This is a genomic window from Tomitella gaofuii (genome assembly GCF_014126825.1).
GTDB classification, from domain to species: Bacteria; Actinomycetota; Actinomycetes; order Mycobacteriales; family Mycobacteriaceae; genus Tomitella; species Tomitella gaofuii.
In genome coordinates this window covers 1,269,330-1,282,510 of the sequence record NZ_CP059900.1, presented here as the reverse complement: position 1 = coordinate 1,282,510, position 13,181 = coordinate 1,269,330, and the positions used below count along the sequence as shown (strand labels likewise).

General features: G+C 67.9%; 13 protein-coding genes. 2 read left to right on the top strand and 11 right to left on the bottom strand.

The features are described from left to right. The first annotated feature begins 105 nt into the window (after window positions 1-105). Both H4F70_RS05825 and H4F70_RS05820 read left to right on the top strand, forming a co-directional pair. Complete coding sequence (locus tag H4F70_RS05825; protein ID WP_182359346.1) at window positions 106-285, top strand: hypothetical protein; 180 nt, start codon at window positions 106-108, stop codon at window positions 283-285. A gap of 67 nt (window positions 286-352) precedes the next feature. Beyond that, window positions 353-1,795 carry an alpha,alpha-trehalose-phosphate synthase (UDP-forming) gene (locus H4F70_RS05820; protein ID WP_372497562.1) on the top strand — a complete coding sequence of 481 codons (1,443 nt, stop codon included), beginning with the start codon at window positions 353-355 and terminating at the stop codon, window positions 1,793-1,795. A gap of 12 nt (window positions 1,796-1,807) precedes the next feature. On the opposite strand, the gene H4F70_RS05815 is transcribed toward H4F70_RS05820, so the two are convergent. The 11 genes from H4F70_RS05815 to H4F70_RS05765 form a co-directional block, all read right to left on the bottom strand. After that, window positions 1,808-2,467 (bottom strand): hypothetical protein, encoded by a 660-nt coding sequence (locus H4F70_RS05815; RefSeq protein ID WP_182359344.1) that lies wholly within the window; start codon window positions 2,465-2,467, stop codon window positions 1,808-1,810. Window positions 2,468-2,469: 2 nt separating this feature from the next. Beyond that, entirely contained in the window at window positions 2,470-3,204 is a 735-nt protein-coding gene (locus H4F70_RS05810) for a hypothetical protein (protein ID WP_182359343.1), read from the bottom strand. 41 nt (window positions 3,205-3,245) lie between these two features. Beyond that, window positions 3,246-4,709: an MCE family protein gene (locus tag H4F70_RS05805; RefSeq protein WP_182359342.1), complete on the bottom strand. Its 1,464-nt coding sequence runs from the start codon at window positions 4,707-4,709 to the stop codon at window positions 3,246-3,248. Continuing rightward, window positions 4,706-6,088: an MCE family protein gene (locus H4F70_RS05800; protein WP_268968359.1), complete on the bottom strand. Its 1,383-nt coding sequence runs from the start codon at window positions 6,086-6,088 to the stop codon at window positions 4,706-4,708. Before H4F70_RS05800 ends, H4F70_RS05805 begins: the two co-directional genes overlap by 4 nt. After that, entirely contained in the window at window positions 6,088-7,410 is a 1,323-nt protein-coding gene (locus H4F70_RS05795; RefSeq protein WP_182359340.1) for an MCE family protein, read from the bottom strand. The genes H4F70_RS05800 and H4F70_RS05795 overlap by 1 nt, the downstream gene beginning before the upstream one ends. Beyond that, window positions 7,407-8,528 (bottom strand): MCE family protein, encoded by a 1,122-nt coding sequence (locus H4F70_RS05790; RefSeq protein WP_182359339.1) that lies wholly within the window; start codon window positions 8,526-8,528, stop codon window positions 7,407-7,409. Before H4F70_RS05790 ends, H4F70_RS05795 begins: the two co-directional genes overlap by 4 nt. 88 nt (window positions 8,529-8,616) lie before the next feature. Next, the gene (locus tag H4F70_RS05785; protein ID WP_182359338.1) at window positions 8,617-9,657 is read right to left on the bottom strand and encodes an MCE family protein; all 1,041 of its coding nucleotides are present in this window, start codon (window positions 9,655-9,657) and stop codon (window positions 8,617-8,619) included. 4 nt (window positions 9,658-9,661) lie between these two features. Further along, window positions 9,662-10,840 (bottom strand): MCE family protein, encoded by a 1,179-nt coding sequence (locus H4F70_RS05780; protein WP_182359337.1) that lies wholly within the window; start codon window positions 10,838-10,840, stop codon window positions 9,662-9,664. A 14-nt stretch (window positions 10,841-10,854) separates the two neighbouring features. Further along, the gene (locus H4F70_RS05775; protein WP_182346013.1) at window positions 10,855-11,703 is read right to left on the bottom strand and encodes an MlaE family ABC transporter permease; all 849 of its coding nucleotides are present in this window, start codon (window positions 11,701-11,703) and stop codon (window positions 10,855-10,857) included. 4 nt (window positions 11,704-11,707) lie between these two features. Then, entirely contained in the window at window positions 11,708-12,418 is a 711-nt protein-coding gene (locus H4F70_RS05770; protein ID WP_235686510.1) for an MlaE family ABC transporter permease, read from the bottom strand. A 490-nt stretch (window positions 12,419-12,908) separates the two neighbouring features. Further along, window positions 12,909-13,097, bottom strand: a complete 189-nt coding sequence (locus tag H4F70_RS05765) for a ferredoxin (protein ID WP_182346015.1) — start codon at window positions 13,095-13,097, stop codon at window positions 12,909-12,911. Window positions 13,098-13,181 lie beyond the last annotated feature (84 nt).

Sequence of the window (13,181 nt, the reverse complement as noted above, 5' to 3'; positions counted from 1 at the left end):
CGACCGCACGCACGCGGTCCACGGAGCCCGCAGACTTCACGCCGCCCCGCGCGGCCTTACCGAGACAACCAGTCACACCTCACGAGCCCTAACATGGAGGAACCGATGGCGGCCAGTACCACCGGCGGCAATGCTGCGCAGGATCTCGACGAGGACCTCGCACCACTGGCGGACGAGACCACGCATCAGGCACAGCGCGTCGTCGCCGCGTTCGCGGCCGATGCGGAGGAATGCCGCATGTTCCTGTCGATGCTGGGGATCGCCCCGCAGCCCCGCGACGATTGACCTGGCACCATCGGTGTCGATCCGGCAGCCGCCCGGCCGCCGGAGCTGGTGATCTGTGGAGGCGCGCGTGAGCGAGCAGGACGTCGGTTCGAACTTCGTCGTCGTGGCCAACCGGCTCCCGGTGGACCTGGTGACCGGAGAGGACGGCGAGCCGGAATGGCGCCGCTCCCCCGGCGGACTGGTCAGCGCGCTCGAGCCCGTCCTACGGAACAACTCCGGCGGATGGGTGGGCTGGCCAGGGCAGGCCGACGCCGACGTCGCCCCGTTCGTCGAGGACGGCCTGGAGTTGCACCCGGTGCGGCTCGACTCCGACGACTACGAACGCTACTACGAGGGATTCTCCAACGGCACGCTGTGGCCGCTGTACCACGACCTGGCCGTCAAACCCGAATACCACCGTGAATGGTGGGAAAGCTACGTGGACGTCAATCGGCGTTTCGCGGAGGCCACGGCGAAGACGGCCGCCGGCGGCGCCACCGTCTGGGTGCAGGATTACCAGCTGCAACTGGTGCCCCGCATGCTGCGCGAGCTGCGCCCCGATCTGACCATCGGCTTCTTCCTCCACATCCCCTTCCCTCCTGTGGAGCTGTTCATGCAGCTGCCGTGGCGGCGAGCGGTGGTCGAGGGGATGCTGGGGGCCGATCTGATCGGGTTCCAGCTCCCTGGCGGCGCGGACAATTTCATGATCCTCGCCCGCAAGCTCCTGGGCCTGCCGACCAGCCGCGGATACATTCGTCCGCTTGCGCGCCACGGTTCGATCACCCACGAGGGGCGCACCGTCCGCGTCGGCGCCTTCCCCATCTCCATAGACTCGTCGCGGATCGACCGCCTCGCCCGCAGCCGGGCCGTCCGCGACAGAGCCGCCGAGATCCGCCGGCAGCTCGGCGATCCGGGCGTGATCATGCTCGGCGTGGACCGGCTGGACTACACCAAGGGCATCGACATGCGTCTGCGTGCGATCGGCGAGCTTCTCGAGGAGGGACGCTTGGACCCGTCCGACACCGTGATGGTGCAGTTGGCCACGCCCAGCCGCGAACGGGTCGAGCAGTACGCCATCATGCGGAGGTCCATCGAAGAGCAGGTCGGCCGCATCAACGGCGAATACGGTGAGGTCGGCAGCACGATGGTGCACTACATGCACCGCCCGGTGGGCCGCGAGGAGCTCACCGCGTTCTTCGTGGCCGCCGACGTCATGCTGGTGACGCCGCTGCGCGACGGCATGAACCTGGTGGCGAAGGAGTACGTGGCGAGCAAGGTGCGCCTGGACGGGGCCCTGGTGCTCAGCGAGTTCGCCGGCGCCGCGTCCGAGCTCAAGCAGGCCTACCTGGTCAACCCGCACGACATCGACGGCGTGAAGAACGCGATGACGGCCGCGGTCTCGCAGGATCGCGAGACGGGCCGTCGCCGGATGCGGGCGCTGCGCCGGCAAGTGCTGGCGCACGACGTGGACCGGTGGGCGCGGATGTTCCTCGACGTGCTCCGGTCGACCTCCGCGCAGGAGCCGCTGTAACCGAGCGGCCGGTCAGTAGGCGATGCGCCGCACGTCGCTGATCAGCCATTCCCCATCGGCATTGTCCAGCGAGACCATCAACTGGCTGGGCGTGAACGCCGTCTGCGTGGCCCCCTCGGTCTTGGCCACCTGGTCGAGGAAGACCAGCACCTGCGCCGCCTCCCCCGAGAATCGCACAGGCGCGGCACCGACGACGGTGGCCGCCACCGACGCCTTCTTCTCCTGGGCCGCAGGGACCAGCTGCGTGGAAACGTACTTGCGGAACTCGTCCTGGAAATCGCCGGTCAACGCGTTCGAGGCGTCGCCGAGCTGCTGCTCCGCCTTGTCGTAGGTGTACCCGAAGATGGACTCCGTGCCGCTCACCGCGGCCCGGACCGCCGCCGTCGCCGGCCCGGTCCCACGGCCCCACACGACCGGTGCGCCCGCCCCGTTGGAGGCCGGGTCGCCCTCGTCTTCGGGGGTTTGTCCGATCGCCGCCGCCGCGTCGGTGTGCGCCGCATCCTCGGTGAAGTACCCCCACGCCAACCACCCGACCACCGCGGCCAGCGCCACGATGACCGCGACCGTCGCGGCCCGCACGAACAGCCGCGCGCGGCTCCGCCCTGGCGTCCCCGCGCCACTGCCAGCCGTGTCGGCGCCGGTCGTGTCGGCGCCGGTCGTGTCGTCGTCCACCGTCACGGCACCTGCTCCAAATTCGACACCTTGTAGGTGTTCCCGTCCTTCTCCAATGTCACCCGGAGGCGGAATCCGCGCTGCGACGCCTCGGGCAGCGCCTTGTTCTGCACGTCCGTCGACACGACCACCAGCACCGTGGCGGTGTCACCCTTCAGCGACTCCAGCCCCGACTCCACGATCGTGCCCGCGGACGTCGCGTCCGCCTTGCCCACGAGGGCGGCGAACTGGCCCTGCGCCGCCTGGTAGTCGTCGTGGAAGGACCCGGTGCTGTTCGCCAGCACCTCGTCCGCGTTCGCCTTCACCGTGTCGGGATTGACGTTGGTGACACCCAGCACCACCTTCTCCGCGACGTCGATGGCCGGCGACTGCAGCGCGCCCTGCGATCCGCCCGCGGACGCATTCGTGTCCGACGTGCCATACCGCTGCCACAGCAGCAGACCCATCACGACCAGGAGGGCCACGATGACCACGCCCGACGCGACGGGGAACAGCCAGGCGCGCGGTGTGCGCACCCGTTCCGGCTGCGCGTGATCCGGCGCGCCGTCCGATGCCGAGGCTTCCGCTGTTGAGGCCTGGGCGCCGTCAGCCGCGTCGGCGCCGTCAGCCGCGTCGGCGCCGTCAGCCGCGTCGGCGCCGTCGTGTGCGCCGGCGCCGTCGTGTGCGCGCGCATCGGCACCGTCGCCGCCCACCGGCTTGCGGCCCGAGCCGCGCGCGCGTCTCCGCAGTCCTCTCAATTACCTGTCCTCAGTGCTGTCGGCGCGGCTACGCTCTGCACTCACGCGCCCGGCGCGGTGAGCAGAGCCTGCCACGAATCGTCCCCCGCAGCGGCGTCGCTGTCGGCCCCCGTCAGACTCTTGTCCACGGTCACGGTGCCGTCCGGCGCCACGTAACGGCCCGTGCCCGGGTCGTAGGAGGCGGTACCGATCTGCCCCTGGCCCTCCTCGGCGCTGCTGGGCTGTGCGTTGTTGCGCTGGTCTCCCAGACCCTCATAGGTGCCGGGCGGCACCCCGGGCACGTCCGGCTGCGGGGGGCCGAACGGTGTCGGATTCTCGCCCAAGGGTACAAACCCGCGCGGATCCTTGCACAGCTCCGGCGTGGGGGCACGCTTGCCCGGTTGGTTCGGGCACGGCGAGTTCCGGGCGCCGCGCACCGCGATGGGCGAATCCTGCGGCAGCTTGCAGTAGATCCCGTCCGGCGTCACCGGCACCGACACCTCGTTGGGCGGACGGCGCTGGTCCGGGGCGAGGTAACCCATGGTGCACGCGGGCGGCTCGTTGAGCTCCAGGTGAAAGTCCAGCGGCAGCTTGTTGCCGTGGTTCGACGCGTAGGTGGTGACCGTCTGCAGGGCCGCCATCAGCGCCGGATACACGACGAGCATTTGCTGGATCGAATCGTTGTAGGTGTAGGTGACCTTGCCGAGCGTGACGGCGTTGGCCATCAGCAACGGCAGCGTGTTCTCCACATCCTGGAACGTCTGCTGCGCCTCCCGCAGCGTGTCCGGTGCGTTGTCCAGCACGGAGCGCACCTGCGGATCGTCGGCCCTGACCTGGCCGGTGAACGCCGCCAGATCGTGCACCCAGGACTTCAGGTCGTCCCCGGAGATCACCTGGGTGTCCAACAGCGGCCCCAGCTGCGCGAGGAGGCTCTTGGTGGCGTCGGAGCTGTCCTGCGCGTCCTGGATCAGCGTCTTGCTCGACTCGATGAGTCGACGCAGGTCCGGCCCCACCCCCTCGAAGGCGGTGAAGGTCTCGTCGACCAGGCTGGTGAGCTTGTCGCGCGGCACCGTCGACAGCAGCGCATCGGCCTTGTCGAGGATCGGCCCGATGTCGACCGGCATGCTCACCCGGTCTTCGGGGATCTCCGCACCGTCGTCGAGATACGGCCCCTTGTCGGTGCGCGGCAGGAACTCCACGTACTGCTCGCCGATCGCCGACACGCTGCGCACCGCCACCTCGGTGTCGACGGGGATCCGCGCGTCGCCGTCGATGGACAGACGCGCCTTCACCCCGTCACCGGTCAGGTCGACGGACGTGACCCTTCCGACGTTGCTGCCGCGATAGGTCACGTTCGCATTCTCATACAACCCGCCGCTGCTCGGCAGGTCGACGGTGATCGAGTCCTGTCCGATCCCCAGCAGGTCGCCCACGCGCATGTACTGCGTGGCCATCACCGTGACGCCGATGACCGAAAGGATCAGGAAGATCACCAGTTGAATCCGGACGAACCGGCTGAGCATCATTTGCCTTCTCCTGTCGCCGGCGGGCCGAAGAGCTCTGCGACCGGTGCGTCGAACACCGGCTCAGGCTCCGCGGGCGGTGCCGCACCTGCGCCTTGCCTGTCGCCGGCCGGACTCGGTGCCGTCGGAACCTGCGCGGCCGGGGACTGCGCGGCCGGGGACTGCGAATTCTGGACCGGGGGCTCCTGCGGCGCCGGCGCGGCGGCGGAACCCTGCCCGTCGTCCGACGGTGCGGCCCCCGGGGCCTCCACCGCCGCCGGGTCGGGCATCCGCGGATTGAACGGGTCGCCGATGGCGCCCCCGGCATCCGCCATCTTCTTGGCCCACTCGGTGTCCGACCATGGCTGGGCGGGGCTGCCGACGAGCAGCGAACGTTGGATCCGCTGGCCCGTCAGGTCCACCTCGTCCCACAGGTTGGTGTAGTCGCCGCGCATCGCGTTGAACAGCGTTTCCATCGGGAACGGGAAGGTGAACAGCAGTGACAGCGTCTCCGGCAGCTTCTTTCCCGCGTCCGCCAATGCGCCGAGGATCGGTTTGAGGTCCGCGGTGAGCGAGCGCAGGTCGGACCCGCTCTCGGTCAGCACCGTGTCCGCCTTGGCGCTGAAGTTCCCCAACGCCACGATCGCATCGGTGAGGTTGTCCTTCTGGTCGGCCAGCACCTTGGTGGCCGGCTCCAGACCCGTCAGCGCGTTCTCCAGCACATCGTTCTGCTCGTGCACCGTCGCGCTGAGTCGGTCGACTCCGTCCATCGCCGCGACGATGTCTCCGCGCTGCTCGTCGAGCGTCGACACCAGCTCATTGAGTCTGGGGATGAGGTCATGCAGGCTGCCCTCGTTGCCACCGAGCGCGGCGTTGAGCTCCGTGGTGATGTCCTGCAATTGCGCCAGGCCGCCGCCGTTGAGCACCACGGACAGCGTCGACAGCGTCTGCTCGGTGCTGGGGAACCGGCCGCCCCGCTGCAACGGGATCACGTCCCCCGCGCTGAGATAGCCGCCTACGGCCGCGCCCCCCTCCGGAGGGTCGAGTTCGAGGTACTGCGAGCCCAGCAGGCTCGCCTGGCCCACCATCGCGCGCGTGCCGCGCGGTACCTTCGTGCCCGCTTCGAGTCCGATCGTCACGCGCGCATTCCAGTTCTCGTCCGCGGTGATCTTGCGGATGCTCCCGACGGTGACATCGTCGATCATCACCGGAGAGTTCTGCGTCAGCGTGCCCACATTGGGGACCACAGCGGTGATCTTGTAGGAATCGTCGTCCGTCCCGACGGTCCCGGGGAGCGGCAGCGAATTCAAGCCGTTCCAAGTGCACCCGCTCGCAAGCAGTGCGGCGCACCCGAGTGCCGTGGCGGCGATCAACCGCCGTCCGGTGCAGTGCCGGCTTCGCATCAGTCACCGCCTCCTTGCGGCAGCACGGGATTGAGCAGACCGCCGAGGCCGCTGCCGGGCGCCGCGTCCGCGTCGGTCGTGCCGTCGCCGCCATCGGTGCGCCGGATGTCGGCGTCGCTCAGCGGCGTCGCGTTGGGCAGCAGGCGCGGCGGCTCGAGCTTGGGCACGTTGTGCAGGCTCGGGTCCGTGTAAACCACCTGGTCCGGCGTGGCGGTGATGCCGGTGATCGGATTGGTGCCGGCCGGCGGGTAGTTCATCGCGATGGAACCGATCACCGGTGCCAGCGCCTTGATGCAGGTGTCGACGTCGGGGTTCGGCCCGGTTCCGTCGGATCCGCCCATGGCGCCGCACACCATGTCCACCAGGTTGCTCGTGTTGTTCAGCGCGATCGCACCGGTGAAGGTGCCCTGGTAGGGCTGGTAGATGTTGTAGAAGTTCACCAGCCCGGTGGGGCCCACGTGCAGAAGCTGCGCCAGCCGGTCCTTCTTGTCCGCGATCACACTCGTGAACTCGGAGAGCTCCTCGATCGACCTGCTCAGTTCGGAGCGGTTGTCGGTGAGGAAGCGCTGGACGTCCTGCACTGCGGAGTCGAGACTCTTGAGCGACGAGTCCAGCTGCTGGTTGCTGTCCGCGAGCACGTCGGACACCCGGGCCAGGTGCCCGCTGACCGAGACGATCTGCTGGTTGCTGTCCGCGAGGGCGTTGACGAACACCTGCAGGTTCTTGATGGTGCCGAACAGGTCGTCGCTGCCGTCCGAGAAGGTGTTCATCGCAGCGGCGAGCTCCTTGATCGTGTCATGGATCCGCTGGCCGTTGCCGTCGAGCGTATCGCCGGCGACGTTGAGGAAATCGGTGAGCGCACCGGGCTTGTCGCCCTCCGGCCCCAGCGCCTCGGTGAGCTTCGACAGCTCCTTCTTGATCTCGTCCCACTCCACCGGCACCGCGGTGCGGCTGATGGGGATCACGGCCCCGTCCTCGAGCGTGTCGCCCCCGGTGTAGACGGGAGTGAGCTGGACGAACCGGGACGTCACCAGGCTCTGCGCGACGATGATCGCACTGGCCTCGGCGGGGATGTCCACGCCCTTGTCGATGGAAAGCTCGAACTTGCTGCGGGTCCCGTCGGGGGTGATCGAGGTGACCTCGCCCACCGGCACACCCAGCACGCGGACCGAGTCGCCCTCGTAGATCCCCGTCGCCGAGGTGAAGTATGCGGTGACGGTGTACCGCTGGTTCCCCGGCCATACCAGCCACGCGCTCACGCCGACCAGCAGCACCAGCGCCACCGCTATCACCGAGCGGAGGTAGCCCTTGTAGGCGGTCATCGTCCACCCCCGTCCGTGTTCTGCGCAGCCTCTCCGGCGCCCTCCTGCGGCGCGCCCGCATCGGCATCGGGCGCCGCCTGCTTCTTCGCCGCGTCGAACAGCTGCGCGGCCGCCGGGGTCTGCTGCGCCATCTGCGCGAGCAGCGGCTTGAGCATGTCGGTGGTCTGCACCCCGCCGGGGTAGTCCATGGCATTGAGGAAGTTCTGGATGTAGGCCATGAAGTACGGGCCATTGGCGACGGAATCGCCCAGCGCGTACATGTACTTGGTGACGCCGTCGAGCGAATCGGAGATGTTGGCGTAGTTCTTCTCCATCACCTGCATCACCGTGTGCAGGTTGTCCAGCGCGGGCTTGAGCTGCTGCTCGTTGTCCTCGACGAAGCCGGTGAGCTGGGTGGACACCGCGCCTATGTGCACGATGAGCTGGTTGAGCATCTGCTTGCGCTCGTCCAGTTTTGCCATCAGCGCGTTCGCGTCCACCACGAGGGCGTTGAGCTGCTCGCTGCGGTCCTTGAGCACCCCGGTGACGCCGTTGGTCTTCTTCAGCAGCTCCTGCAGCTTCTGGTCACGCGAGCTGATGCTCTTCGACAGCCTGGTGACGCCGTCGAGCGCCCCCCGCAACTCCTCCGGCGCGTCGGCGAAGCTGCCCGAGAAGGATTCGAGCGCCTCGGTGACCGCGTCGGTGTCGATCTCGCCCACGTTGGTCGCCAGGTCGCCCAGCGCCTCGGTGAGCGCGTACGGGGTCGACGTGCGGGACAACGGGATCACGCCGCCGTCTCCGAGGTCGCCGGCGCCTGCGGGACGCACCGACAATCCGCGCTTGCCCAGCATCGACTCGGTGGAGATCGCCGCGACAGTGTCCTTGCCGAGCCGGATGTCGCTGTCGACGGTGAAGTCGACCACCACGTGATCGCCCTGCAGGCCGATGGAGCCCACCTTGCCGACCTTGAGGCCCGCGACGAAGACGTCGTCGCCGGACTTGAGGCCCGCTGCGTCGGCCACCTGCGCCTGGTAGCCGTTGGTCGAGTTGATGAACGGCAGCTTGTCGTACTGCAACGCCCCCAGCACCACGGCGGCGGTGAGGACCAATCCGATGATGGCGATCGGGATCGGGTTCATGTCGCGGAACCGCGGCAGCGACCGCAACCGCGTCCACAGTCCTGGCTTCCTCCGGGCGCCCCCGGTTCCGGGGCTCCGTCGGGATCGCTTAGTCATCAACGGGCGCACACCTTCCCGTCGTCTGGTTCTTGAGCGGAATGTAGATGGGGTTGTTCTCGTCGCCCACCTTGAACGTCACGCCGCACAGGTAGAAGTTGAAGAACGCACCGTACGTGCCCACGCGGACGACCTGCCGGAACGCGGCCGGCATGTTCGAGAGCACCCAGTCGAACTCCGAGGTGGCCTCGTCCGTGGACAGCAGGCCCATGAGCCGGTTCAACTCGGCCACATCGCCCTTGAGGTCGGGGCGGGTGTCCTCCAGCAACGACGCCATCGTGCCGGAGGCGTCGTTGATGCTGTTGATGCCGCCCACCACCGCGTCGCGGCTGGCCGCGAGCGTGCTCACGACCTTCTGGACGTTGTCGACGATGCCGCTGAACTCCTGCTTGTGCTCGTCCATCGTCCCCAGGACCGCATTGAGGTTGTCGATGACGTCGCCGATCAGTTGATCACGGTCCGCGAGCGTCTTCGAGAACGAACTGGTGCTGCCCAACAAGCTCACGAGCTGCTGCCCCTGACCCTGGAAGACGTCGATGAGCGACTTCGCCAGCATGTTCACCTGCTCCGGGTCCAACGCCTTGAACAGCGGCTTGAACCCGCCCAGCAGGGTGTCCAGGTCGAGCGCGGGCTCGGTGCGTTCCGTCGGAATCGTCGCGCCCACGCCCAACGGCGTGCCCGGCTCGGCGCCCTTGATCAGCTCCACGTAGCGGTTGCCGACGAGGTCCTTGTACCGCACGGCCACCTCGGTGGTCGTGGAAAGCTCGTACGTGTCGTCCACATTGAAGTCGACCATCGCCAGGTTGTCGTCGGTGATGTGGACGCCGGTCACGGTGCCCACGGTCACGCCGGCGATGGCGACCTTGTCGCCGCTCTCCAGGCTGGACGCGTTCTCGAACACGGCATGGTAGTCCTCCGTGGTACCGGTGCGGTACTGGCTGAACACCACGACCAGCCCGGCCATGATCAGCAGCATCACCAGCGTGAACACGCCCAGCTTGAGGGCGGTGAACTTCAGGGGTGTCTTGTTCATCGGGTCACCACGTCCATCCGGGCGGCGGCGGGCCGAGCAGGAACGCCCACAGCGACTGCGGGTTGGCCCGCTGCTGCTCGGTGACGGTGGGGTTGGCGCCGGAGTCTGTGACCACGTACGGCGCGTGCACGCCCTCGCCCAGCCACGGCAGGCCATAGCAGCTCGGGGGGTTCTTCGCGTTCACCTTGGGCAGGTTGTCAGGGTACTGGTACGACGGCGCGCCCGGCAGGAACCCGGAGGTGAGCGACAGCCCGGGCTGTGCCCCGCCGAAGGCGGCCTGGCCGGCGTCCTTGGCGTTGGCGATGCCGACGATGAAGCACGTGAGCACCGGCGAGTATTCGCGGGTCAGTCCGACGGTGGGCTGCAGCAGATCCGCCGAGGTGATGAAGTCGTCGCCCGCCGCGTCCAGCACCGCTTTTCCAGTGTTCGCCATCGACGTGGCGCCGGCGAGGGTCTCCGCCAGCGGGTCCGACTTGTCCACGATGGTCCCGCCCACGGCGGTCGTGTTGTCGAGCAGCGACATGAGGTCCGGCGTGGCCTGCGCGTAGATGTCGGTGACGGGCGCGGACTTCTGCAGCACGTTGCGCAGGTCCGGCAGGCTCGGGTTCATCTTCTCGAGGTAGTCGTCGACACCCACGAGCGTCTCCCCCAGCGCCTCGCCCTGGCCGTCGAGCGCCGTCGCCACGGCTCCCAGCGTCGCGTTGATCTTCTGCGGCTGCACCGTGTTGAGCACGTCCGTCAGGTGCTGGAACAGCGTGTTGAACTCGACGGTGACGTTCTGCGACTCGATGATGTCGCCGGGCTGCAGGTGCTCTGCCGACGGGTCGGCCGGCTCCTCGAAGTTGACGTACTTGGCGCCGAACACCGTCGTGGAACGGATGTCGGCGTGCACGTTCGCGGGGATCAGTTCCATCTGGTCCGGGTAGATCGCCAGGTCCAGCACCGCCCCGCCGAGCTCGTGCTCGATCGACTCGACGAAGCCGACCTGGACGCCGCGCATCTTCACCTTGGCGTCCGGCTCCATCACCAGGCCTGCACGGTCCGCGCGCAGCGTCACATGCACCTTGGACTGGAATCCGCCGAGAAAGGACGTGACGGCGATGGCGACCAGGCCCACCAGCACCGCCGCGAGGACGAGCGCGAACAGCTTGTAGTTCACCCGGGCTCCGGGGCGTGTACTCATCGTCTACTGCCCCCTTAACCCGAGAGATGGAAGTTGCCGGACGTTCCGTAGATCGCCAGGGAGATGAGCAGCGTCACGGTGACGACGCAGATCAGCGACGTGCGCACGGCATTGCCCACCGCCACACCGACGCCTGCGGGCCCACCGGAGGCGTTGTAGCCGTGGTAGGTGTGGACCAGCATCACCACGATCGCCATCGCTATCGCCTGGAAGAACGACCACAGGATGTCCAACGGTTGCAGGAACGTCGTGAAGTAGTGGTCGTAGATGCCCGCGGACTGACCGAACAGGACCACCGTGGAGAAGCGACTGGCGATGAACGAGGCGATCACCGCCAGCGAATACAGCGGGATGACCGCGATCATGCCGGCGACCACGCGCGTGCTGACCAGGTACGGCACCGACGAGATGGCCATGGCCTCGAGGGCGTCGATCTCCTCGCTGACCCGCATGGCGCCGAGCTGTGCGGTGGAGCCGGCGCCGATGGTGGCCGCCAGGCCGATCCCCGCCACCACCGGCGCGGCGATGCGCACGTTGATGAACGCGGCGAAGAAGCCCGTCAGCGCCTCGACACCGATGTCGCCGAGCGAGGCGAAACCCTGCGTGGCGATGGTGCCGCCGGCCATCAGCGTCAGGAAACCGACGATCACGACTGTGCCGCCGATCATCGCGAGCGCACCGGTGCCCATGCTGATCTCCGCGATCAGCCGCAGCGTCTCCTTCTTGTACTTGCGCAGCGCGAAGGGGATGTTGATGATGGCGAGCCAATAGAAGTAGGCCTGCCTGCCGAAGTCGTCCACGCTGTCCGACGCGCGCCCCACCTGCCTACGTGTGCGCGGGAACCGTCCGGTGATCACTGCCATGCCGTCACCCCGCGATCTTCACGCCGACAGCGGTGATGATGACGTTGGCCACGAACAGCGCCATGAAGGCGTAGACGACGGTCTCGTTGACGGCGTCCCCCACGCTCTTGGGACCGCCCTTGACCGTGAGTCCGCGGTAGCAGGCGACCAGGCCCGCGATGACGCCGAAGACACCCGCCTTCACCTCCGAGATGATCAGGTCGCCCAGGTCGGTCAGGACCGGGATGCCGTTGACGAAGGCGCCCGGGTTGACGTCCTGCAGGAAGACCGAGAACACGAAGCCGCCGAAGATGCCGATGGTGGACACCATGGCGTTGAGCAGGAGCGCTACGAGCATCGATGCCCACATCCGCGGGATCACCAACCGCTTGACCGGGTCGATGCCGAGCACCTCCATGGCCGCGATCTCCTCGCGGATGGTGCGCGCGCCGAGGTCGGCGCAGATGGCCGTGGCCCCCGCGCCGGCGACGATGAGGACCGTCACCATGGGACCGACCTGGCTGATCGTGCCGAACGCCGCGCCCGCGCCGCTGAGGTCCGATGCGCCGATCTCCCGCAGCAGGATGTTCAGCGTGAAGCTGACGAGCACCGTGAACGGCACGGCGACGAGAACCGTGGGAATCATTGACACGCGGGCGATAAACCACGCCTGTTCGATGAACTCCCGCCACTGGACGGGCCGCGAGAACGTGTAGCGGAAGGAGTCCAGCGTCATCGCAAAGAACCCGCCGATGCCTTTGACGGGGCCTTCCAAGACCTTGTTCACCGGACCTCCTCCCTGAGAACTCGTTCGTATGAAACCGCGATCCTCGCACCCGCCACGTGAGCTGCGTCCCATCCACACGGCGCGGACACAGTATCCATCAGCACACGCCGTGGATCCGCGACCCCGCCGAATCCGTGTCATCCCTCGCCGACGGGAGCGGCGGCCCGATCCACCCGCCACCGTGCCGCCCCGCCGGGGGCGCAACGGAGACCGCATCCCCTGTATGCACCGCTCCGCGAGCAACGAGAACGTGTTGCAGTAAGCACCGTACAGCACCTGTGACCCGCCTCACCGGGCGCCCGTCCGATTGCACCGAACAGACGACACGACGGTCCGCGCCACACATCCCTACGGCAGCATTGCGCCGGCCGGACATCCCGGCCGGCGCACATCCCTCGACCATCCGTCCGCGATGCCGCACACGCGGCATCGCGCACCGTCAGTACTTGCTCAACGCCGCCTTGGGGCAGCGGTCCACGGCCATCTGCACGCGCTTCTGCAGCTCCTCGGGAACCTCGTCCACCTTGACGTGCAGGATGTCCTCGTCATCGAGCTCGAAGACCTTGGGCGCGAGCCCGCAGCAGATCGCATTGGCCTCGCACAGGTTCAGGTCCACCTTCACCCTCATCGGCTCACTCCTCCTGAGATCCGTACCGCCTCCGCCGAGGCGGCGTGCACCACACACTAGAACGTGTTCCAGCCATGTGCAATG